General features: G+C 74.7%; 26 protein-coding genes. 17 read left to right on the top strand and 9 right to left on the bottom strand.

Features of this window, described 5'->3' with window-relative positions:
* Positions 1-135: 135 nt before the first annotated feature.
* A complete protein-coding gene (locus B5D80_RS19385; RefSeq protein WP_088645300.1) occupies positions 136-1,491 on the bottom strand; it encodes a hypothetical protein in 1,356 nt (451 codons plus the stop codon).
* 41 nt (positions 1,492-1,532) lie between these two features.
* Positions 1,533-2,048 carry an NUDIX hydrolase gene (locus B5D80_RS19380; protein WP_088645299.1) on the bottom strand — a complete coding sequence of 172 codons (516 nt, stop codon included), beginning with the start codon at positions 2,046-2,048 and terminating at the stop codon, positions 1,533-1,535.
* A gap of 54 nt (positions 2,049-2,102) precedes the next feature.
* Between B5D80_RS19380 and B5D80_RS19375 the strand changes: the two genes are divergently transcribed.
* From B5D80_RS19375 to B5D80_RS19360, 4 genes are all read left to right on the top strand, one after another.
* Complete coding sequence (locus tag B5D80_RS19375) at positions 2,103-2,891, top strand: class I SAM-dependent methyltransferase (protein ID WP_144081709.1); 789 nt, start codon at positions 2,103-2,105, stop codon at positions 2,889-2,891.
* Between the two features lie 95 nt (positions 2,892-2,986).
* Positions 2,987-3,406, top strand: a complete 420-nt coding sequence (locus tag B5D80_RS19370) for a YciI family protein (protein WP_088645297.1) — start codon at positions 2,987-2,989, stop codon at positions 3,404-3,406.
* A complete protein-coding gene (locus B5D80_RS19365; protein ID WP_211291580.1) occupies positions 3,403-4,692 on the top strand; it encodes an RNA polymerase sigma factor in 1,290 nt (429 codons plus the stop codon). Before B5D80_RS19370 ends, B5D80_RS19365 begins: the two co-directional genes overlap by 4 nt.
* A gap of 30 nt (positions 4,693-4,722) precedes the next feature.
* Positions 4,723-5,208, top strand: a complete 486-nt coding sequence (locus tag B5D80_RS19360) for a type II toxin-antitoxin system PemK/MazF family toxin (protein ID WP_088645295.1) — start codon at positions 4,723-4,725, stop codon at positions 5,206-5,208.
* Positions 5,209-5,257: 49 nt separating this feature from the next.
* Here B5D80_RS19360 and B5D80_RS19355 read toward each other — a convergent pair whose 3' ends face one another.
* Positions 5,258-5,908, bottom strand: a complete 651-nt coding sequence (locus B5D80_RS19355; RefSeq protein WP_088645294.1) for a GGDEF domain-containing protein — start codon at positions 5,906-5,908, stop codon at positions 5,258-5,260.
* Between the two features lie 269 nt (positions 5,909-6,177).
* Between B5D80_RS19355 and B5D80_RS19350 the strand changes: the two genes are divergently transcribed.
* The 3 genes from B5D80_RS19350 to B5D80_RS19340 all read left to right on the top strand — a co-directional run bounded on the left by B5D80_RS19350 (position 6,178) and on the right by B5D80_RS19340 (position 8,399).
* Positions 6,178-6,417: a DUF397 domain-containing protein gene (locus tag B5D80_RS19350; RefSeq protein WP_088645293.1), complete on the top strand. Its 240-nt coding sequence runs from the start codon at positions 6,178-6,180 to the stop codon at positions 6,415-6,417.
* Positions 6,418-6,565: 148 nt separating this feature from the next.
* A complete protein-coding gene (locus B5D80_RS19345; RefSeq protein WP_425437216.1) occupies positions 6,566-7,447 on the top strand; it encodes a helix-turn-helix domain-containing protein in 882 nt (293 codons plus the stop codon).
* Between the two features lie 97 nt (positions 7,448-7,544).
* Positions 7,545-8,399: an SAM-dependent methyltransferase gene (locus tag B5D80_RS19340; RefSeq protein WP_211291575.1), complete on the top strand. Its 855-nt coding sequence runs from the start codon at positions 7,545-7,547 to the stop codon at positions 8,397-8,399.
* Between the two features lie 45 nt (positions 8,400-8,444).
* Here B5D80_RS19340 and B5D80_RS19335 read toward each other — a convergent pair whose 3' ends face one another.
* The gene (locus B5D80_RS19335) at positions 8,445-9,263 is read right to left on the bottom strand and encodes an MOSC domain-containing protein (protein WP_245854766.1); all 819 of its coding nucleotides are present in this window, start codon (positions 9,261-9,263) and stop codon (positions 8,445-8,447) included.
* A 71-nt stretch (positions 9,264-9,334) separates the two neighbouring features.
* On the opposite strand from B5D80_RS19335, the gene B5D80_RS19330 reads away from it, so the two are divergent.
* The 3 genes from B5D80_RS19330 (at position 9,335) to B5D80_RS19320 (ending at position 12,165) form a co-directional block, all read left to right on the top strand.
* Positions 9,335-10,126: a DedA family protein gene (locus B5D80_RS19330; protein ID WP_088645290.1), complete on the top strand. Its 792-nt coding sequence runs from the start codon at positions 9,335-9,337 to the stop codon at positions 10,124-10,126.
* Positions 10,127-10,219: 93 nt separating this feature from the next.
* Positions 10,220-11,140, top strand: a complete 921-nt coding sequence (locus tag B5D80_RS19325) for a cell wall-active antibiotics response protein (RefSeq protein ID WP_245854764.1) — start codon at positions 10,220-10,222, stop codon at positions 11,138-11,140.
* Positions 11,141-11,190: 50 nt separating this feature from the next.
* Positions 11,191-12,165, top strand: a complete 975-nt coding sequence (locus B5D80_RS19320; protein WP_088645312.1) for a pirin family protein — start codon at positions 11,191-11,193, stop codon at positions 12,163-12,165.
* 190 nt (positions 12,166-12,355) lie between these two features.
* On the opposite strand, the gene B5D80_RS19315 is transcribed toward B5D80_RS19320, so the two are convergent.
* A complete protein-coding gene (locus B5D80_RS19315) occupies positions 12,356-12,628 on the bottom strand; it encodes a DUF2795 domain-containing protein (protein WP_088645289.1) in 273 nt (90 codons plus the stop codon).
* A gap of 161 nt (positions 12,629-12,789) precedes the next feature.
* On the opposite strand from B5D80_RS19315, the gene B5D80_RS19310 reads away from it, so the two are divergent.
* The 5 genes from B5D80_RS19310 (at position 12,790) to B5D80_RS19290 (ending at position 16,219) form a co-directional block, all read left to right on the top strand.
* Positions 12,790-13,203: a DUF2267 domain-containing protein gene (locus tag B5D80_RS19310; RefSeq protein ID WP_088645288.1), complete on the top strand. Its 414-nt coding sequence runs from the start codon at positions 12,790-12,792 to the stop codon at positions 13,201-13,203.
* A 231-nt stretch (positions 13,204-13,434) separates the two neighbouring features.
* A complete protein-coding gene (locus B5D80_RS19305; protein ID WP_088645287.1) occupies positions 13,435-14,454 on the top strand; it encodes a TerC/Alx family metal homeostasis membrane protein in 1,020 nt (339 codons plus the stop codon).
* Between the two features lie 110 nt (positions 14,455-14,564).
* Positions 14,565-15,155 carry a sulfite oxidase-like oxidoreductase gene (locus tag B5D80_RS19300; protein WP_204961156.1) on the top strand — a complete coding sequence of 197 codons (591 nt, stop codon included), beginning with the start codon at positions 14,565-14,567 and terminating at the stop codon, positions 15,153-15,155.
* 1 nt (position 15,156) lies between these two features.
* Complete coding sequence (locus B5D80_RS19295; protein ID WP_088645285.1) at positions 15,157-15,912, top strand: ferredoxin reductase; 756 nt, start codon at positions 15,157-15,159, stop codon at positions 15,910-15,912.
* 16 nt (positions 15,913-15,928) lie between these two features.
* Positions 15,929-16,219: a DUF6510 family protein gene (locus B5D80_RS19290; RefSeq protein ID WP_088645284.1), complete on the top strand. Its 291-nt coding sequence runs from the start codon at positions 15,929-15,931 to the stop codon at positions 16,217-16,219.
* Here the strand turns inward: B5D80_RS19290 and B5D80_RS19285 are convergent, their stop codons facing one another.
* A complete protein-coding gene (locus B5D80_RS19285) occupies positions 16,220-17,251 on the bottom strand; it encodes a LacI family DNA-binding transcriptional regulator (RefSeq protein ID WP_088645283.1) in 1,032 nt (343 codons plus the stop codon).
* Positions 17,252-17,450: 199 nt separating this feature from the next.
* A complete protein-coding gene (locus B5D80_RS19280) occupies positions 17,451-18,536 on the bottom strand; it encodes a hypothetical protein (RefSeq protein ID WP_088645282.1) in 1,086 nt (361 codons plus the stop codon).
* Between the two features lie 217 nt (positions 18,537-18,753).
* On the opposite strand from B5D80_RS19280, the gene B5D80_RS19275 reads away from it, so the two are divergent.
* The gene (locus B5D80_RS19275; RefSeq protein WP_088645311.1) at positions 18,754-20,055 is read left to right on the top strand and encodes an NAD(P)/FAD-dependent oxidoreductase; all 1,302 of its coding nucleotides are present in this window, start codon (positions 18,754-18,756) and stop codon (positions 20,053-20,055) included.
* A 155-nt stretch (positions 20,056-20,210) separates the two neighbouring features.
* On the top strand, positions 20,211-20,546 hold the full coding sequence (locus B5D80_RS19270) for a hypothetical protein (RefSeq protein WP_088645281.1): 336 nt from the start codon (positions 20,211-20,213) through the stop codon (positions 20,544-20,546).
* Between the two features lie 72 nt (positions 20,547-20,618).
* Here B5D80_RS19270 and B5D80_RS19265 read toward each other — a convergent pair whose 3' ends face one another.
* Together B5D80_RS19265 and B5D80_RS19260 are read right to left on the bottom strand one after the other, a co-directional pair.
* On the bottom strand, positions 20,619-20,975 hold the full coding sequence (locus B5D80_RS19265; RefSeq protein ID WP_088645280.1) for an STAS domain-containing protein: 357 nt from the start codon (positions 20,973-20,975) through the stop codon (positions 20,619-20,621).
* A gap of 65 nt (positions 20,976-21,040) precedes the next feature.
* Positions 21,041-21,427 (bottom strand): STAS domain-containing protein, encoded by a 387-nt coding sequence (locus B5D80_RS19260; protein WP_245854763.1) that lies wholly within the window; start codon positions 21,425-21,427, stop codon positions 21,041-21,043.
* Between the last annotated feature and the right edge of the window lie 116 nt (positions 21,428-21,543).

The raw sequence follows: 21,543 nt of genomic DNA, 5'->3' as shown, positions 1-21,543 counted from the left end.
GCGGCAGCGGGACCCCCGACCGCGGCGGGTCCCCCGGGGACGGTGCCGCCTCGGGGGGCGAACGTCGCGGTCGGGCCTGGTCGCCGCCGCCGGACCTCGGCCGCGCCGACGCCGGTCAGGGCCGGCCGACCCCGGTCACCAGGACTCGGGCGGGTCGACGAGGTCGCTGTCCACCGGTTCCCGGGGCTCGGCCACCCAGGCGGAGAAGACCGGCAGCCCGTGCCACGGCCCGGGTGCGCCGTCCCGGCGGTCGGTGGCCACCGCCAGCACCGCGTACGGGTGCCCGAACCGCAACTCGGCGCTGCGGCGTACGCCCTCCGGCGGGAGGCTGGTCAGGGCGAACGCCCCGGTCACGGCGGCGGCCTCGAAGCCGTACCGGCCGTAGTGCGCCACCGTCGTCTGCCGGGCCTCGACGCCCACGTCGACGCCGAGCAGCCCACCCAGCGCCCGCCCCACCGCCGCGAACCCCAGCCCGGGGGCGGTCAGGTCGTGCTCGTCCCGGGCCGACCAGCAGGGCAGCACCGCCCGGTGGCGTTCCTCCCGGCCGTCGCGGGCGGCGGTGCGCACCGGCTCCTCGCGCAGCGTGCCGAGGGGACCCGGGCCCAGCGGCAGGTCGAACAGCGACCGGCGGGCCGGCTCGCCGTCCACCGCCGCGCCGGCCAGCGCGTAGCCGGCGGCGAGTACGTCGGCCGGCGGGACCGCCGGGTCGGCGAGCACCGAGAGCACCACCAGCCCGGCCCCGTCGCGCTCCACCGCCCCGGCGGCGTGCACGGCGACGTCACCGGCCGGCCCGGTCGCCGCGATCCAGGCCCGGTGCCCGTGTTCCGGGCTGCGTAGCACCCGGGCCAGCCGCCCCGCCCAGCCGCCGCCCGGCCCGGCCGACCCGTGCCCCTGGTCCGGTCCGTGCCCGTGCTCCTGGTCCGGTCCGTGCCCCGCGCCCGGCCGGTGGGCGGGTGCGTCGTCCGGTCGGGTCGCGTCGTGCGGGTCGTCGGGGCCGAGCGCCGTGCCGGGCACCAGGTCGAACGGGGTGGCCCAGGAGATCCGGGTGGCCAGGGCACTCGCCAGCGCCAGCAGCACCCGGGGGGAGACGGTCAGCGGGAACCTGTCGATCAGCCCGAGGGTGTGCTCACGGGCCCAGGCGTCCAGGCCCGCCCGGTCGGGCAGCGGGCCGGTGGCGGTGCTCCGGGGCAGCCCGTCCCACCAGCCGGCCAACCGGTCGGGGTCGGTGCCGGGCCGGTGCCAGACGGCGGTGGCCGACGGCACGAGCGGGTGCGGCCGGTCCAGCAGCGCGGTGGCGGCCGCCGCTGCGGTTTCCCCGTCGACCCCGAGCACCTCGGCCAGTTCGTCCCGGACCGCGCCGGTGGCGGCCGGTGCGGCGAGCGCCAGCAGCAGCCAGGCCCCGAGCGGGGAGGCGACGTGGTGCCGGCCGCCGAGGTCGGCGTGCAGCCGGGCGGCGTACCGGGCCAGCGGGTCGTACGGGATCGTCGTCATGCCCTCCACTGTGCCCACCGGGCGGGCCGGCGGCACCCCGGTCAGGACCAGAGTTCGAACGGTTCGTCGATCCGCTCGCCGGCCAGGAACGCGGTGAGCAGGGCGGGCAGCCGACCCGGGTAGAACCGGGCGGTGCTGGTCACGATCTCCTCCACCGGCCACCAGCGGAACCCGAAGTAGTCCTCCACCTCGTAGTCGAGGCGGTCCGCGCCGTCGACGTCCGGCGCGGCGGCGTCGAGGCGTACGGTCAGCACCACCTCGTCCTGGACGTGGCGCAACCGGCGGTGGATGAAGCTGGCCCGCCGCCGCCAGGTCGGCGGGCCGAGCTGTGCGGCGGTGACCACGAAGCCGGTCTCCTCGCGCAGTTCCCGCAGGGCGGTCTGCGGGTACGTCTCACCGGGGTCGACGCCCCCGCCGGGCAGCTCCCACCAGGTGCCCAGCCGGGGGTGTTCCGGGTCGCGGGTGTGGAACAGCAGGATCAGGCCGTTCCGGTCGCGGACCACCAGCCGGACGGCGGTGCGTTCGATCACCGGCAGGTCCCGGGGCAGTTCGGTCATGGGCCTCCCTCGACGGGGCACCGTCCGGGCGGCGGCGGTGCGACGATGGCGATCATGGTGGAGCTCTTCGGTGAGGTGGCGGACGACTACGACGAGATCCGGCCGGGCTATCCGGCCGCCCTCGCCGCCACCATCCTCGCCTATCACGGTGGACCCCCCGCCCGGCTGGTCGAGGTCGGCGCGGGCACCGGCCTGGCCACCGCGCTGTTGCGTGACCTCGCCCACCCCGACGGGTCGCCCCCTGCGCGTCCGGCGGCGGCCGGGGCCGTCCCGGCGCGGGTGACCTGCGTCGAGCCGGACGCCCGGATGGCGGCGGTGCTGGCCGCCCGGTTCCCCGACGTCGAGGTGGTGGTGGCCCGGTTCGAGCAGTGGTCGCCGCCGCCGGCCGGGGTGCCCCTGCTGGCCTGCGCGTTGGCCTGGCACTGGCTCGACCCGGCCACCCGCAACCGGCGGGCCCACGACGCGCTGACCCCCGGCGGCACCCTGGCGGTCTTCGCCCACCGGTACGACTACGTCGACCCGGCCCAGTCGGCGGCGATCCGGGCGGCGTTCGAGTCGGTCGACCCGGTGCCGCACCACGACCAGCCGGAGGACTGGTTCCACGCCGACATCACCGGCAGCGGGCTGTTCACCGACGTCCGGTCGTCGGCGTTGCGCCGGTCGGTGCCGCTGACCACGGCGCGGTACCAGCGCCTCGTCGGCACCTTCTCGCCGCAGCTGCGCCGCCCACCGTGGCAGCGGGAGCGGGTCCTCGCGGCGGTCGGGGCCGCCGTCGACGGCTTCGGCGGCACCGTCACCCTCGACCTGCGGACCACCCTGGTGCTGGCCCGCCGACCGGCCTGACGAAAACTCACCGGACGGTCGTGTCGATCCGGCCCGGTCCCCGTTCGACCAGAGGGTGAGCGGGTCGAACGGCGACCCGACGACGAGGAGCGACGATGCCCAAGTACATGCTGATCATGCGGAACACGGACGATTCCCTGGCGACGATGATGAAGATCCCCTTCGAGGAGATGCTGGAGACGATGGGGCGGTTCAACGACGAGTTGATCCGTGCGGGCGTGCTGGTGGCCGCCGAGGGGCTGGAGGACCCGGCGCAGGGCGTGGTGGTCGACTACAGCGGGGAGACCCCGGTCGTCACCGACGGCCCGTACGGCGAGACGAAGGAGCTGTTCGGCGGCTTCTACCTGCTCGACGTGGCGTCGAAGGAGGAGGCCGTCGAGTGGGCCCGGCGGATGCCGGCGCTGCCCGGCAGCAAGTGCGAGGTGCGCCGGGTCCCCGGCATCGACGAGTTCCCGCAGGACAACGAGTTCATCGCCAGGGAGCGGGAGTGGCGCGAGCGGACCGGCCAGCTCTGAGCACGGTACCCACCGACGGCCCGCCGGACGCCGAGTCGGCCCGGCGGGCCGTCGAGGCGCTCTGGCGCATCGAGTCGGCCCGGATCGTCGGCGCGCTGGCCCGGTACACCGGGGACTTCGCGCTCGCCGAGGACGTCGCCCAGGAGGCGGTGGCGCAGGCTCTGGTCGGCTGGGCGCGCGACGGGGTGCCGGCGAACCCGGTGGGTTGGCTGCTCACCACCGCCCGGCGGCGGGCGGTCGACGCGTTCCGCCGCCGGGCCGCGCTCGACGACCGGTACGCGGTGCTCGCCGGCCGGCTCGCCGAGCCGGCCGGCGGGTCCGCGGACGGTGACCTGCCGTGGGACCCGGACCGGGTCGACGACGACGTGCTGGCGCTGATGTTCGTGGCGTGTCATCCGGTGCTCCCGCCGCCGGCCCGGCTGGCGTTGACGCTGCGGGTGGTCGGCGGCCTGTCCACCGAGGAGATCGCGCGGGCGCTGCTGGTGCCGGTGCCCACCGTGCAGGCACGGATCACCCGGGCCAAGAGGACGATCGCCGCCGCGCGGGTGCCGTTCGCCCTGCCGGAGCCGCCGCAGCGGCGGGAACGCCTCGGCGCGGTCCTGGGCGTGCTCTATGTGATCTTCACCGAGGGGTCGACGGCGACGGCCGGCGACGACCTGCTCCGCCCCGACCTGGCGTACGAGGCGATCCGGCTGACCCGGACGCTGGCCGCGCTGCTGCCCGCCGAGCCGGAGGTGCACGGCCTGCTCGCCCTGTGCGAGCTGACCGCCGCGCGGTTCCCGGCCCGGGTGGACGCCGACGGTGCGGCGGTGCTGTTGGCGGACCAGGACCGGCGGCGGTGGGACCGGGCGGCGATCCGCCGGGGGATGGCGGCGCTGCGCCGGGCCGTGGCGTCGGGGCGCGGCCTCGGGCCGTACGGGTTGCAGGCGGCGATCGCCGCCTGCCACGCCGCCGCCCCCTCGGTGGAGGGCACCGACTGGTCCCGGGTGGTGCTGCTCTACGAGGCGCTCGGCCGGGTGGCGCCGTCGCCGGTCGTCGAGCTGAACCGGGCCGTGGCCGTGGCGATGGCCGACGGTCCGCAGCCGGCGCTGGCCGTGGTGGACGAGGTCGCCGCCACCGGCCGCCTCGCCGGGTCGCACCTGCTGCCCGGTGTCCGGGGCGAGCTGCTCGCCCGGCTGGGCCGGACCGCCGAGGCGCGCGCCGAGCTGGAGTTCGCCGCCAGGCTGTGCCGCAACGTGCGGGAACGGGCGGTGCTGCTGCGCCGGGCCGCCGACCTCGACGGGTGAGCCGGCCCGGCTGGCGGTAGGCTGCCCGCCGTGGCAGGTCTGTTGAGGAACGTGGCGTCCCGGCTCGGCCGGGTGACCGGCGCGCAGCGCGCCACCCCCGGTCCGATCCCGGCGCAGCTGGCCCGGCGGCGTCAGGTCAGCGCCCTGCAACGGCGGGAGCTGTCGTACGCGCCGGAGCCGGACGGGCAGGCCGACCCGGGCGAGATCGTCTGGACCTGGGTCCCCTACGAGGACGACCCGAAGCAGGGCAAGGACCGTCCGGTGCTGGTGGTCGGCCGGTCCAGCCGCACCCTGTTCGGGTTGATGCTGTCCAGCCAGAGCGAGCGGGACGGCCAGCGGCACTGGCTGGCGCTGGGCCCGGGGGAGTGGGACCGTGAGTCCCGTCCGAGCTGGGTACGGCTGGACCGGGTGCTCACCATGCGCGAGGACGGCATCCGCCGGGAGGGCGCGGTGCTGGACCGGGGGCGCTTCGACCGGGTCGGGCAGGCGCTGCGGGCCGGTTACGGCTGGCGGTGACCCGTCGGCACCGCCGTCGGGTGGTGCCGCCCCGGCCGGGGTGTGCGGTTCAGCACTCGGCGAGCCGGGCGGCGTCGAGCAGTTGCCGGGGTGACTGCCGGCTGGTGACGCCCTTCGCCCGGTACATCGCGGCGTCGGCCCGGCAGAGCGCGTCGGCGAGCTGGGTGGGGCCGGTGACCGGGGCGAGCCCGACCGAGGCGGTGACCCGGACGCTGCACGGGCCCAGCGGGATGGGTGCGGCCATGGCCTCGCAGAGCCGCCGGGTGGCGTGGTCGATCCAGCGCCTGTCGACCGAGGGGCTGGCCAGCAGGCCGGCGAACTCGTCGCCGCCGAGCCGGGCGACCAGGTTGTCGCCGGCGAAGGCGGCCAGCCGCTGGGCGACGCTGATCAGCACCTGGTCGCCGGCGGCGTGTCCGTAGCTGTCGTTGACCTGCTTGAAGTCGTTGAGGTCGAGGACCACCGCGATGAGTGGCTGCCCGCCGGCGTCGGTGAGCAGCGCGGCGGCCAGCCGGTAGAAGGCCCGCCGGTTGGGCAGCCCGGTGAGCGGGTCGTGGCTGGCGGCGTGCCGTTCCGCGGCCAGTTCGGCCTGCAGGTGCTCCAGTTCCGCCTCGGCTTGTAGGGCCCGGCGGCGTAGCTGCCACACCGAGACCAGGGCTCCGGCCGCGGAAACGCCGGACGCGACGGTCAACGGATCCGGCACGGGTCCTCCCTCGCAGTGTCGGCGCACGACCCGTGCGGCGGCGGCCGTCGTGCCCCGCCGGGTCGTCGTTTGCCCAGGTGAAGCCCTGGGTCTGGTAACCCAAAGTGAACGGATAAGTACCCGTCCATGTGCGCTATCATGCTCGCTGTCCGAAGCAGATGCAATAGCAGATGCACGTGCAGCACGGCCGGATCTGATGTCGCAGCGCCCTTTCGACACCGCAACGTCCCCTCGCGACAGTGGTTCCGCACCCCGACAGGAAGACATCCATGCAGCAGCCAGAGAACGGCGTCCCCACCACCCAGCTGCCTCCGCTGAGGTGGGAGAAGAGCCGCCGCAGCAACCCCAGCGGCAACTGCGTCGAGTTGGCCGAACTGCCCGGCGGAGCCGGCATCGCCGTGCGCAACTCGCGTCATCCCGAGGGGCCCGCCCTGATCTACACGGTGGACGAGATAACGGCGTTCGTCCTCGGCGCCCGCGACGGTGACTTCGACCATCTGATCGGCTGACGCCCGACGGTCCCGCCCACGGGACCGTATCCGTCCGGAGGATGTTCACCTCACCGTCGGTTCATGGCATGCTTACTCGTCGGTCGGGCGGGGGCCAGGGACCGCGATCGGGTGTAGGGGCATGCGCGGAGGGGCGGGGCACGTGACGATGGTTGCCGCCGAGGGGGGACCGGCCACCGGCCCCACGGTGTTGCGGATGCTGCTCGGCGCGCAGTTGCGCCGGCTGCGGGAGGCCAAGGGTGTCACGCGGGAGGGCGCAGGCTGGGAGATCCGCTCCTCGGAGTCGAAGATCAGCCGGATGGAGCTGGGCCGGGTCGGCTTCAAGGAACGCGACGTCGCCGACCTGCTCACCTTCTACGGGGTGACCGCCGTGCAGGAACGCGAGGCGCTGCTCAAGCTGGCCCGCGACGCCAACAGCCCCGGCTGGTGGCACCGCTACGGCGACGTCCTGCCCGGCTGGTTCCAGTCCTACCTGGGCCTGGAGGCCGCCGCCGCGCTGATCCGCAGCTACGAGGTGCAGTTCGTCCCCGGCCTGCTCCAGACCCCGGAGTACGCCCGGTCGGTGGTCCTGCTCGGACACCGGGGTGCCGCCGTGGACGAGGTCGACCGGCGGGTGGAGCTGCGCATGCAGCGCCAGCAGGTGCTGGACCGGGCCGACCCGCCGCAGCTCTGGGCGGTGATCGACGAGGCCGCCCTGCGCCGGCCGATCGGCGGTCCGCAGGTGATGCACGGGCAGTTGACCGCGCTGATCGAGGCGACCCGCTCGTCGCACGTCCGCCTGCAGATCATCCCGTTCGACGCCGGTGGCCACGCCGCCGCCGGCGGGGCCTTCACCATCCTGCGCTTCGGCGACGACGACCTGCCCGACATCGTCTACATCGAGCAGTTGACCAGCGCCCTCTACCTCGACAAGCGGGAGGACCTGGACTACTACGCCGCCGCGATGGAACGGCTCTGCGTCGAGGCCACCCCGCCGGAGCAGACCCCCGAGGTGCTCACCCGACTACGGGACGAGCTCTACCCGCAGTGACGGCCGCACCGGGTCGTCGGCCCCACCAGGGCGGCCTCTACGATGATCGACCGAAGACAGTGGACGGACGCCATCGACGACCGGATGGCGCGGAGTCATGGAGGACCCTGTGACCGCCGATGCCCCGACGGGCGCCGCCCCGCACCCCAGCGACCGGATCGACACCTCGGTCGCGCATCCGGCCCGCCGCTACAACTACTGGCTTGGTGGCAAGGACAACTTCCAGGCCGACCGGGACTCCGGCGACGCGATGGCGGCGGCCTTCCCGACCGTGCGCACCGCCGCCCTGGAGAACCGCCGGTTCCTGCAACGCGCGGTCGCCCACCTGGCCCGCGAGGCCGGCGTACGGCAGTTCCTGGACATCGGCACCGGCATCCCCACGGCCAACAACACCCACGACGTCGCCCAGGCGGTCACCCCGCAGGCCCGGGTGGTCTACGTCGACAACGACCCGATCGTGCTGGCCCACGCCCGGGCGCTGCTGACCAGCTCGGCCGAGGGCGCCACCGCCTACATCGACGCCGACCTGCGTGACCCCGAGAAGATCCTGCACCACCCCGAACTACGCCGCACCCTCGACCTGGAGCAGCCGGTCGCCCTGATGCTGGTGGCCATCCTGCACTTCGTGACGGAGACCGAGGACCCGTACGGGGTGGTCGGCCGGTTGCTCGCGGCGCTGCCGCCCGGCAGCTACCTGGCCGCGTCGCACGCCACCTACGACTACCTCCCACCCGCCGTGGCCGAGGAGGCCCGGGCGGGCAACCGTAACGGCACCCCACCCGGGATGATCAACCTGCGCAGCCGGGACGAGTTCGCCCGCTTCTTCGACGGCCTCGACCTGGTCGCCCCCGGCATCGTCTCGGTGGCGCAGTGGCGGGCCGAGGCCGAACCGCAGCCCCGACCCACCGTCGACGAGGTCAGCGTGTACGGCGCGGTCGCCCGCAAGCCCTGACCGGAGCCCGGCCGTCCGGGCGCGGCCGGGCACCCGCCCGTACGGTCAGGCCGGCTCGACCCGGTCCCCGACGGCCACCCGGCCGCCCCGTACCACCACCGCGTACGCCCCGACGCACGGCTGCGGCCCCAGGCCCGGCAGCGGGACCACCCGGTTGCGTTCCACCGGCCGGCGCAGCGCCTGCGGGGCACGGGGGAGCGGGCCGTGGGCCAGGATGGGCACCGCGCAGCGGGGGGTCGGCGCGAGCACCCGCAGCACCACCTCCGCGCCGACCCGCAGTTCCCGACCCACCCAGTCGTTCTCCACGAAACCCCGGGTGTCGGTCGCGACGACCAGGTTGGGCCGGTAGCGCGGCACCGCCTCCCGGGGCAGGCCGAGCGCGTCCAGGCTGGCCGTGGTGACCAGGTGCACCGGCGCGAAGTCGACCAGGCTGCCCGGCGGGGCGGCGCCAGCGAGCGGGTTGCCGGTCACCGGCACGTCCGCGTCGGCCCCCTCGGCCAGCACCGCGTCCGGGTCGGCCCGGTCCAGCAGGGCGTCGGCGGGCACCGCGTCGGTCAGCGTGACCTCCCGGCCGAGCAGCCGGGACAGCGCGGCGTCCAGGCCGGCGTCGGGATGGTCGAGGACGGTGCCGTCGGGGAGGGTGAGGCGTACCCGGTCGGGGGCGTCGCCGGTCGCGCGGACGCCGAGCAGGGCCGACCACCGCCGGGGCCGCTTCGCGCTGCCCACCCGCCCGGTGTCGTGGTCGAGCACGGCGAGCCGGCGGTCCCCGGCCACCCCCCGACCGTCCACCGTGGCGTCGCGCAACGCCTCCCCCAGCATCGACTTGACCGGATACCGCCACAGTTCGGTCAGTCGTCCCGGCACCGGGTCAGCGTACCGGCGCAGGGTCGCCGGTCCGCGTGGTCGATTCGTCGTCCGGCTCGTAACTTTGTCGGATGATCCCACGCTCCCTGGCGCTCAGCCCCCGTACGGTCGTCTCCACCGAGCCCCCCTCGGACGGGCCGGTGGGGTTCGTCACCGGTCTGGTGGAGCGGCTCGGCGGGCCCGGCGCGGGGCTGGCGGTGGCGCTGGAGAACCTCTTCCCGCCGATCCCCAGCGAGGTGATCCTGCCGCTGGCCGGCTTCGCCGCCGCCCAGGGGCGGATCAGCCTGGTCTCGGCGATCCTCTGGACGACCCTCGGGTCCGTGGTCGGCGCGTGGGTGCTCTACGGCATCGGCGCGGCGCTGGGACGCGACCGGATGCGGGCCATCGCGGCCCGACTGCCGCTGGTGAAGCTGAGCGACGTGGACCGCACCGAGGCGTGGTTCCTCAAGCACGGGGTCAAGGCGGTGTTCTTCGGCCGGATGATCCCGATCTTCCGCAGCCTGATCTCCATCCCGGCGGGGGTGGAGCGGATGCCGGTCATGACGTTCCTGCTCTACACCACGCTGGGCAGCCTGATCTGGAACACCACCTTCGTGATGGCCGGGTTCCTGCTCGGCGACAACTGGCACGTCGTCGAGGAGTACGTCGGGTCGTTCCAGAAGGTCGTCATCGTGGTCTGCGTCGCCGCCGCCGGCTGGTTCGTGGTGAGCCGGGTCCGCCGGGCGCGGGCCGCCCGCGCCGCCGCCCCGGCCGGCGACGCCGCACCCGGGGGTGACGTCGCGGCGCGGCCGGACGTCGCCGACGGCACCCCCTACCGGGGGACCGTCTACCGGGGTGGACTCTGGGGACGCGACGCCGACTGACAGCTCGCGGCGGACGGGTTCCGGGCAGGCCGAATGATCCGTTGCGGCGGCCGGCCCGTACTGCTGTGCGGGGACCGGGACAGGGGAGGCACGATGGCGGAGCCGGGGCAGGAGCACCGTCCGACGACGGGAGAGCAGCGACCGGTCTTCGAGCCGGTGATCGAGGTGACCGGGGAACCGGTCGGGGCGACGGGGGAACCGGCGTACCGCGCACCCCGGCCCCGGGGCGCGCGGCTGCTGGCCGCCGCCGCGGCGCTGGTGGTCGCGCTCGGTGCGGTCGCGGTGGTGGTGACCATGGCGAACCCCGACCGGCTGGGGATCGTCTCCTCCGGTGACCGTGCCGCGCCCCCGCCCCCGCCGCCGGCGACCGCCGACCCGGGCGGCGCGGGTGCCGCCGAGGCCGCCGAGCGGACCCTGACCGCGCCGGTCGACGGGCTGCGCCAGGCCACCTTCGAACTGTTGGACGGGGTGACCTCGTTCCGGCTGCGCACCGACGACCTCGGTGCCGACCTGTACCGGATCGGCAGCCCGGCCGACGCCGGACTCACCCCCCGGCCCGTGGTCTCCGGCGACCGGGTGCAGCTACGGGTGACCCGCCGGGACCGGCCCGGCCGGGGCGTCGTCGACGTGACGCTCAACGCCCGGGTGACCTGGCGGCTGCGGCTGGTCGGCGGGGTCAGCGACCACGTTCTCGACCTCACCGGCGCGCGGCTGTCCGGGGTGGAGCTGATCGGCGGCGCGGCCCGGATCGACCTGCGGCTGCCGCCGACCACCGGCACCCGCACGGTACGGATGACCGGCGGCGTCAACCAGTTCGTCGTCCACGCGCCCGACGGCCCCCCGGTCCGGGTGCGCGCCGTCTCCGGCGCGGGCAGCGTCGTCTGGTACGGCGACCGGCGCGACGGGTTGGCCCGGGGCGCGACGGTCGGCTCGCCGAACTGGGACCGGTCACCCGACCGGCTCTACCTCGACCTGGTCGCCGGGGCGAACACCGTCACCGTCGTGGAGGACTGAACCGTCCCGGGGTCGGGCCCGGCGCGGGCCGACCGGCATAGAGTCGGGTGGTGGACCGTACCGAATCGTTGCCGGCGCAGACCCGACCACCCGGCGTCGCCGGCGAGGACCCGGGCAGCGTGCTGCTGCCCGGCCACGACGTGCCGCTGGGCCGGTACACCACCGTGCGCCGGCTGCTGCCGCAGCGGGCCCGCCGGATGGTCGGGGCGTGGTGCTTCGTCGACCACTTCGGCCCGGACGACGTGGCGCGGCGTCCCGGCATGGAGGTGCCCCCGCACCCGCACACCGGCCTGCAGACGGTGACCTGGCTGCTCGACGGCGAGATCGTGCACCGCGACAGCCTCGGCAACGTCCAGCCGATCCGCCCCGGCCAGCTCAACGTGATGACCTCCGGGCACGGCATCGCCCACTCCGAGCGGTCCCCGGCCAGCCATCCGCCGCTGATGCACGGCGTGCAGCTGTGGGTGGCGCTGCCCGACCCGGCGCGCGCCGGTGCCGCCGGCTTCGCCCACCACGCCGACCTGCCCCGCTGGCGCTCCGGCGACTGGGAGCACACCCTGCTCGTCGGCGAGCTGGCGGGCGAGGCGTCCCCGGCGGTGGTGCACACCCCGCTGCTCGGTGTGCAACTGGCGGCGCACGGCCCGGCCCCGGCGACGCCGCGACTGCGACCCCGCTTCGAGTACGCCCTGCTGGCGATGTCCGGTCGGGCCCGGGTGGACGGCGTGTCGCTGGAGCCCGGCGCGCTGCTCTACCTCGGCACCGGGCGGGACGGGTTGGAGCTGACCGCCGAGCCGGGCAGCCGGCTGATGCTGCTCGGCGGCGAGCCGTTCGACGAACCCCTCGTCATGTGGTGGAACTTCGTCGGCCGCTCGCACGAGGAGGTGGCCGCCGCCCGCCAGGACTGGATGGCCGGCCGGGACCGGTTCGGGCGGGTCACCGACGACGCGGCCCCGCCGCTGCCCGCCCCGGAACTGCCGACCGTCCGGTTGAAGGCCCGGGACCGGCGGGGTGACCTGCACGGTTGACCGACCCGCCCCGGTGGTGTGCTCGCCCACAGTCTCGCCGAAATCAGCCGTACGGGTGATGGCGTGACCTATGATGATCGTGGCAGCGATGCCCACCCGGTTCGGGTGGCCACCCGGCGGTTCGCCGGTGAACAGGCACGCGTGCGCCCCAGGTCGCGGTTCGTGACCCGGGGCGCCCGCCTGTTCGGGGTCAGATGCTCCGCAGGTGCTGCGCGACCCGCTGGTGCTGCTTCTCCCTCGCCTGCTGCGCCCGCCGGGCGGCGTCGACCTCCGGGGCGGGGTCGATCCGGGCCGAGCGGGCCACCTCCGCGTCGTTGGCGTAGTCCGCGGGCGGCAGCGCCCGCAACGCCCGCAGCACGTCCGGCGGTGCGCCCTCCCGTTCGGCCTGACGCACCACGGCGTCCTTCGCCGCCGGGTAGTCCAGGCTGGACAGGTACCGCAGGACTTCGGTCCGACTGGCCATCGGTGGGCCTCCTCGCCGCCTCGATCCGGTCACGATCGGCGGCGGTTACCCGCCCGGCGGCCGGTCACGCGCAGCCGGCGACGGAAAAGCGGGATGGGCGGCGTCGTTTCCGGGTCGTCCCGGCGGGTAACCGGGCCGCCCCATGTCGAAGGGAGCCCCGCATGAACTACGACACCTTCGTCGACCAGGTGGCCCGGCGGGTCCGCACCGACCCGGAACGGGCGGTGGTGCTGGTCCACGCGACGCTGGCGACCCTCGCCGAACGGTTGACCGGGGGCGAGGTGCTCGACCTGGCGACGCAGCTGCCCGCGCCGTTGCGGCTGGCGCTGCGGCCCGGCCCCGGTACGGAGGCGGCCGAGCAGTTCGGCGCGGCCGAGTTCGTCGCCCGGGTGGCGCGGCGGGCGGAGCTGGACGAGCCCGCCGCCCGGGACGTGGTGCGGGTGGTCTTCGGCACCGTCCACGAGGCGGTCAGCGGCGGCGAGTTCGACGGTCTGGTGACCCGGCTGCCCCGCGACTACCGCGATCTGGTGGAGCCGGCGCTCGCCCCCGGCATGGCCGCCCCACGCCGGGCCTGACCCACCGCCGGGCCGGGTCGGCAGCGACGCACAGCCGTTGACCAGGGCAACCACGGCGGGACTGACTTGGCGAGTCGTCCGGACCTGGCCTAACCTGGTCGGCACGAGGGGAGTACTTCCCACGAACCATTCCGGTCAGTACGGCGCGCTCCGGGCACGCCTCGGGTGGTTGCCCACGACGAACGTGGGTGAAGGAGACCTCGAACATGGCACGGTGTTCGAGGAGGCTCCATGACCGATCTGTCGTACTTTGCTGCCGGTGGTTTGTCGTCGGTCGGCACCCCCACCCTGTGGGCGGTGACCATCGTCGGCGTGCTCGCCCTGCTGGTGCTCGACTTCCTGGTCACCCGGCGGCCACACGAGGTGTCGATCCGGGAGGCGCTGGGCTGGTCGGCGTTCTACATCGCGCTGCCGTTGGCCTTCGGCGGCTGGGTCTGGTACCGCTTCGGCTCCCAGCAGGGCGTCGAGTACCTGACCGGCTACCTGGTCGAGAAATCGCTGTCGGTCGACAACCTCTTCGTGTTCATGCTGCTGCTGGCCGCCTTCGCGGTGCCCGCCGTGCTCGCCCAGCGGGTGCTGCTCTACGGCATCGCCGGGGCCCTGGTGTTGCGTGCGGTCTTCATCGCCATCGGCGCGGCGGCGTTGCAGACCCTCGACTTCGCGTTCCTGATCTTCGCCGTCATCCTCATCGCCACTGCCGTCAAGCTGCTGCGCGACGCCCTGTCCGGGCACGAGCAGGAGATCGACATCAACAAGATGCGGTCGGTGCGGCTGCTGCGCCGGTTCATGCCGGTGGTCGACGAGTACCACGGCACCCGGATGACGATCCGGCAGCACGGCCGGCGGGCGCTCACCCCGTTCGCCCTCGTCGTGGTCGCGGTGCTCGCCACCGACATCGTCTTCGCGGTCGACTCGGTGCCCGCCGTCTACGGCATCACCGAGGACCCCTACCTGGTCTTCGCCACCAACGCCTTCGCCCTGCTCGGCCTGCGGGCGCTCTACTTCGTGCTGCACGCCGCGCTGAGCCGCCTGGTGCACCTCAGCTACGGCCTGGCGATCATCCTGGCCTTCATCGGCGTCAAGCTCGGCCTGCACTGGGCGCACGGGATCTGGCCGGGCGTGCCGGAGATCCCCACGCTGGCCTCGCTCGGGGTCATCATCGGCGTGCTGGTCGTGGTCACCCTCACCAGCCTGCGGGCCACCCGCGACCGGGAGCCCGGCGACGCCGAGGTGGTCGTCGACAAGCACTGACCGTACGCGACCGGCGGCGTCCCGCGACGGGGCCGCCGCCGGTCGTGGCCCGGTCCGCCGGAACCCTCCCGCCAACGCCCGCCGGGTGGTACGACTGACGGGTGGGAATCGTGTCACCGGGCTTCCAGGGCCGCCGTCGGACGACCGACCCGGCCCTGCCGCCGGGGCAGTACCTGACCGAGGACTTCCCGGTGCTGTCCGCCGGGCCGACCCCCCGGGTCCCACTGGACCGGTGGGAGTTCGTCCTCACCACCGAGACCGGCGACGAGGTCCGCTGGTCCTGGGCGGAGCTGATGGAGCTGCCCCAGGAGACCCCCACGGTGGACATCCACTGCGTCACCCGGTGGTCGAAGTTCGGCACCAGCTGGCAGGGCGTCTCGCTGGACGTGCTGCTCGACGGCGTGGACACCGCCGCCGACTACGCGCAGGCCCACTCGTACGGCGGCTACACCACCAACCTGCCGCTGGACGACCTGCGCGACGGGCAGGCCTGGGTGGTGCACGGCTACGACGGTGAACCGCTGCCCGCCGAACACGGCGGCCCGGCCCGGCTGCTGGTGCCGCACCTCTACTTCTGGAAGTCCGCCAAGTGGGTACGCGGCCTGCGGCTGACCGTCGAGGACGAGCCCGGTTTCTGGGAGACCGCCGGTTACCACGACTACGGCGACCCGTGGCGCGAGCAGCGCTACCAGGGCGACTGAGGTGACCACGGCCGGTGGTCGGCTGGCGCGGCCGTTGGGCTGGCGGGTGGCCCGGCTGGCGCGACGCCACGTCGAGACGCCCACCGCGCAGACGCTCGAACTGTCGGTGCCCGGCTGGCCGGGACACCTGCCGGGGCAGCACGTCGACGTCCGGCTCACCGCCCCCGACGGGTACCAGGCGGCCCGGTCGTACTCGCTCGCCGGGCCGGCCGACGGCGAGCGGATCGCGTTGACCGTGCAGCGGGTGCCCGACGGCGAGGTGTCGCCGTACCTGACGGACACCTGGGCCGAGGGCGATCCGGTGGAGGTGCGCGGCCCGGTCGGCGGCTGGTTCGTCTGGCGGCCCGAGCAGACCCCGCCGGTGCTGCTGGTCGCCGGGGGCTCCGGGGTGGTGCCGCTGATGGCGATGGTGCGGGCCCGCCGGGCCGCCGGCAACCGCGTGCCGTTCCGGCTGATCTACTCGGTCCGCACCCCGGCGGACGTGCTCTACGCCGACGAGCTGCGGACCCGGGCCCGCGACGACTCCGGCCTGGACGTCACCTACGTCTACACCCGCGAGGCCCCCGACGGGTGGCGGGGCGAACCGCACCGGATCGGTCTGGCCGACGTGAACACCCACGGCTGGCCGGCCGACCTGGAACCGCTCTGCTACGTCTGCGGCCCGACCGGTTTCGTGGAGACCGTCGCGGACCTGCTGGTGGTGCTGGGCCACCCGACCCGGCGGGTCCACACCGAACGGTTCGGGCCCACCGGCTGACCGGCGAGGAGAACCGATGACCGAGATGTCCTACCTGGACGGCAACATGCTCGACGGGCCGCTGCGCGAGCTGCTGGCCGTGGACCTGAGCGCCGCGACCGGGCGGTGCGCGTCCTGCGGCATGGTCGGCCCGATGGCCGGCCTGCGCGTCTACGCCCACGCCCCCGGGCTGGTGGGTCGCTGCCCGGCCTGCGCCGAGGTGATGCTCCGGCTGGTCCGGGCCCCCGACCGGGCCTGGCTGGACCTGCGCGGCGCCACCTACCTCCAGGTGCCGATGCCGCCGACCGTGCCGCCGTCCCCGCGCTGATCAGTGCGCTGCGGCGGCGACCGACGCCCGGCGCACCAGCGGGCACGGCAGGGCGACGTGCCGGGCCACCCGACGGCGGGCCCCCTTCGGTCGGTCGAGCAGCTCCACCATGGTCTCCACCGCCCACGCGCCCATCCCGTGGTACGGCAACGCCACGCTGGTCAGGGCGGGGAACAGCCCGTCGGCGATGACCTCCTGGTTGTCGCAGCCGACCACCGAGAGCTCCTGCGGGACGCGCAGGCCGAGGTCGGCCGCCGCCCGGTAGACGCCCATCGCCATCGCGTCGGTGAAACAGAACAGCGCCGTCGGCCGGTCGGCCCCGTCGAGCAGGGCACGGGCCGCCCGGTGTCCCCCGGCGGGGTCGCCGACGTCGGCGCGCACCAGCTCCGGCCGGTACGGCACCCCGGCCGCCCACAGCGCCTCCCGGTAGCCGAGCAGCCGGCCCCGGGCGGCGGGGACGTCGTCGACGGTGGTGACGAAGCCGATCCGCCGGTGCCCGTGGGCGAGCAGTTCCCGCACCGCCGTGGCAGCGCCGCCGCGCTCGTCCGGCACCACCGAGGGGAGCGTGGCGTCGGCACTGCGGGCGTTGAGCAGCACCACCGGCATCGGACGCAGCTCGTCGGGGACCCGCACCACCCGGTGGTCCATGGTCGCGTAGAGCACACCGTCGACCCGGTGCCGCGCCAGGGCCCGGATCTCCCGCCGTTCCACCTCGGGGTCACGGCCGGTGGTGAGCAGCAGCACCCACCCGCGTGCCGACGCGGTCTCCTGCGCGCCCAGGACGAGCCGGCCGGCCTGGCCGGTGGCGGCGACGACGTCACCGAGCAGCCCCAGGGCGTACGACCGTTGCAGCCGCAGCCCGCGGGCCAGCCCGTTCGCCGCGTAGCCGAGCTGACGGGCCACCGTCTCGACCCGTTCCCGGGTCTGGGCGCTGACCCGGGTACCGGACTTGTTGTTCAACACGTGGGACACGGTGGTCACCGAGACACCCGCGGCGGCGGCGACGTCCCGGATGCTCGCCTTCGGTGCCATCGGTTCACCCTCGCGTCGCTCGTGCCTCGACCGTCGGGCACGACGGCCCGACAACGCTAGCCGACCCCACCCACCGGTGGAGATCACCGACGGTCCCGCGAACGGGATGGTCGCCAGGCGGTGCCGGCGGGTCGCCGGACGGCGGCCCGCCCACGCGCCCGCCGCCCGCCGGGCCGACCGGCGGGCGGCGCAGCCCGGCTCAGATCCGGGAGGTGAAGGCGACCAGCACCTGGTACGGCGCGGGAGTGCCGGTGTTGTCGAAGCAGATCACGTCCACCGGGGCGTCCACCGCGTACGACCACGGCTGGGTCAGGTTGCAGTAGTTCGGCCCGGTGCCCTGCGCGGTGACCTGGGCGTGCGTCTCCTTCTGCCCGAGCTGCTTGAAGGTGACCAGGTAGCGGCCGGCCGGCGCGAGCGGCGCGATGGTGTTGACGCCCACCCCGAGCTGGGAGTTGTCGTTGGTGGGGCCGCCCGCCGCGCTGGCCAGGTGGCCGAAGAACTTCGGCGGGGCCAGCGACCCGACGACCGACCGTCCCCGGTGGTAGGAGAGGGTGAAGTCGGTGTTCACCGGCGCGCCGGCCTGGTCGAAGCAGAACACGTAGACCAGCAGGTCGGTGCCGGAGGCACCCCAACGGGCGACGGTGCACCGGCGCGGACCGGCGTTCGGTTGGATCGCGGTGACCTGCACGTTGCCGGCGAGCACCCCGGCCAGCCCGACCCCGGGCAGCTGCACCGACCACTGCCCGACCCCGAGCGGGGCCAGCGCGGCGGGGGCCCCGGTCGACACGTACGACTGGACCAGGCCGCTGACCCCGCCCTGGACGTAGGCGTGTGCGGTGCCGGCCGGCAGCACCCCGGAGCTGGCGGTCCACAGCACGGTGAACCGGCTGTCGTCGCGGGTGCCGCCGGGGGCGAAGCACTGCACGTCGACGATCTCGTCGGTGCCCGACTGGAACCAGCGCACCACGGTGCAGTAGTGCCCGGCGCGGTCGACCGGGGTCACGTGCGGCACCCCGCGTGCACCGGCCCCGATCTGCGGGAAGCGCACCTGGAACCGGCCCGGGGCGAGTTTGACGCCGTCGGCCCAGGCGGCCGGGAAGGCGGTCTTCCAGGTGCCCCACTGCCGGGTGGTGTCCAGCACGGTCCAGCTGGTGACGGTGGGGTTGTCGACGTAGGCGAAACCCCAGCGGTCCGCGGTGGCCGCCGCGGCGGGTGCGGTCGGCGCGAGCCCCACGGCCGCCACCAGGGCGGCCAGTGCGACGGCGACGACACGGCGAACTCTCATCTGTTCCTCCGATCGGTGGTGGTCGAACAGGAACCCAGCGTGAGCGGAGGGCGCGCCCGAAAGCAACGGTGTCGGCTACCCGGTGTGACTACAGTCGGGAGCCCGTCACTGAGGTATCAAACGGCCCGCGACGCCCTCGTCCGCCGCCCGCTCCGGCCCGGCGGTGCCGGCGCGACCCGACACGTTTGTCGTGCTGACCGCCGGGAAGGGAGCGGACATGACGAAACCTCGTGTGGTGATCGTGGGCGCCGGTTTCGCCGGTTACCACGCGGCGAAGACGTTGCGTCGGCTGGCCGGCGGACGGGCCGAGATCGTGCTGCTGAACTCGACCGACTACTTCCTCTACCTGCCGCTGTTGCCCGAGGTGGCCGCCGGGGTGGTCGAACCCACCCGGATCTCGGTCCCGCTGACCGGCACCCTGCCCGGGGTCCGGGTGGTCGTCGGCGAGGCCGACCGGGTCGACCTGCGCCACCGCTGGGTCGGTTTCACCAACCCGGAGGGGGAACGGGGGCAGCTCGCCTACGACCGGCTGGTGCTCTGCGTCGGCAGCGTCAACAAGCTGCTGCCCATCCCCGGCGTGACCGAGTACGCCCACGGGTTCCGGGGCCTGCCCGAGGCGGTCTACCTGCACGACCACGTGGTCCGCCAGATCGAGCTGGCCGAGCAGGCGCAGGACCCGGCCGAGCAGCGGGCCCGGTCCACCTTCGTCGTGGTGGGCGCGGGCTACACCGGCACCGAGGTCGCCGCGCACGGGCAACTGTTCACCGACGCGTTGCACGCCCAACGCCCCCGGTTGACCGTCCGGCCCCGGTGGATGCTGCTGGACGTCGCCCCCCGGGTGCTGCCGGAACTTGACGAGCGGATGTCGGCCACCGCCGACCGGGTGCTGCGCCGCCGGGGGGTCGACGTGCGGATGGGCACCTCGGTCGCCGAGACCACCGCCGACGGGGTGCACCTCACCGACGGCGAGTACGTCCCGACCTGCACGCTGGCCTGGTGCGTCGGGGTCCGCCCCGACCCGTTCGTGGCCGAGTTGGGCCTGCGTACCGAGAAGGGCCGGCTGGTGGTCGACGAGTACCTCAACGTCCCCGGCTTCCCCGAGGTGTACGCCTGCGGCGACGCCGCCGCCGTGCCGGACCTGACCCGCCCCGGGCAGCTCTGCACGATGACCGCCCAGCACGCGCAACGGCAGGGCAAGCTCGCGGCGCACAACATCGCCGCCTCCTACGGGCACGGCAGGCGTCGCCCGTACAAGCACCACGACCTGGGCTGGGTGGTCGACCTGGGTGGAAAGGACGCGGCGGCGAACCCGCTGAAGCTGTCGCTGTCCGGGCTGGCCGCCAAGGCGGTCACCCGGGGCTACCACCTGCTGGCGATGCCCGGCAACCGGGCGCGGGTGAGCGCCGACTGGGTGCTCGACGCCGCGCTGCCCCGCCCGGCGACGCAGCTCGGCCTGGTCCCGGCCCACGCCGTGCCGTTGGAGAGTTCCTCGCCCGAGGTGCCGGTGCGCACCCGCTGAGCCGGTGGCGGCCGGACGGCCACGGGACGCGGGCGGGCGTCGGCGACGACCCGCGTCCCGGCTTCACTCCCGCGGGGTGAGGGGTGCTCACCCGCGCCGGACAGACCATCGGGACGACCGGAGGTCTTCCGAGGCACGCGGAAGGGTAGGTCGTCATGAAGAGGATCGTGGAGATTGTCCCGGCCCGTCCCGGCTGGTACTCCCGCTGGCAGGTCGGCCCCGAGCTGACCCGGTGCTACCCGGTGAGCCTGTGGGCACTGGTGGAGGAGGCCGACGGCTCGGGCCGTGAGGTGGTGGGCATGGACTGCGCCGGGCAGTGGCCCGGCGCGGAGGACAACGAGTCGGGCGGGGGATTCGTCCGGTACCTGTTCCAACTGCCCGATTCCGGTCCTCCGGAGGACGTCGAACCCCCGCCGTCCGTCGCGCCCCGGTCGACCGGGCCCCGCCGGCAATCCGCCGTCGAGGTACAGGAGGCCGTCGTCAGCGTCTGACGGTGGTCCGCGCCGCGCCTTCCTCCCCGCCCCCGGCCCCTGGTCCCAGGGTCGGGGGCCCGGCCGGACGCCTCAGCCCACCTCGCGGACGTCGTCGACGGCGTCGGTCGCCGGCTGCTCCTCCACCGCCAGCAACTCGGCCAGGCCGGTGCGGTCGAGCAGCTGCTGGAGCCGGGCGCTGACCCCGGCCAACCGGACCGGACCGGCCCCGCCCTGGCTGAGCACCACGAACGCGCTCAGCCCCGACGAGTCGCACAGGCCGACCCCACCCAGGTCGACGATCAGCGCGCGGTGACCGTCCGCGCGGACCCCGGCCGCCGCCTCGATCAGTTCCGGCGCGGTGTCGAAGTCGAGGTCGCCGGTGAGCCGCAGCCGGGCGGTGCCGGCGTCGAGCCGGGTCACCTCGATGGTCAACAGCTGCGGGCGCATGCCCCCATGTTCCCAGCAACGGGTGATCGGGAAACGCCGGGGTTCGGCCGACCCGGTGACCGGGTTCAGGCGGACGCGGCCGGGCGCTGCGGCGCGGGGGTGGACTGCTGCGGCAACTGACGGGCCAGCAGGCCGGTGACCCCGGTCATGTCGAGGATGGTGGTCAGGAAGCGGGGGACGGCCCGCAGCCGGACCAGCGTCCCGACCCGTTGCCCCTCCCGCCAGGCGTGCACGATGACCGACAGGCCGGTGCTGTCGATGAAGGTCAGCCCGGAGAAGTCGAAGACGACCGCCGTAGGGCGCTCCACCAGCACCCGGTCGACCTCCACCCGCAACGGTCGGGAGGTGGCGTAGGCCAGCTCACCGCCGACCGACAGGACCGGCGCCGAAGGGTCGGAGCGGTCCACCGACATGGTCAGCGGGGCGGTCTCGGGTTTCCTTCCAGGGGGCACCACAGCACGCCTTTCCGCAGGGCCGACGGTCGGGCCGGACTACGCCGGATCGTAACAACCCGCCGGTGGGCCCGCAGGGGTGCGGATCCGAGCGCGGGACGCCGTGCGGTGGCGGT

It is taken from the genome of Micromonospora wenchangensis (genome assembly GCF_002210435.1).
Classification (GTDB): domain Bacteria; phylum Actinomycetota; class Actinomycetes; order Mycobacteriales; family Micromonosporaceae; genus Micromonospora; species Micromonospora wenchangensis.
This window is presented reverse-complemented; position numbering and strand designations above follow the sequence as displayed.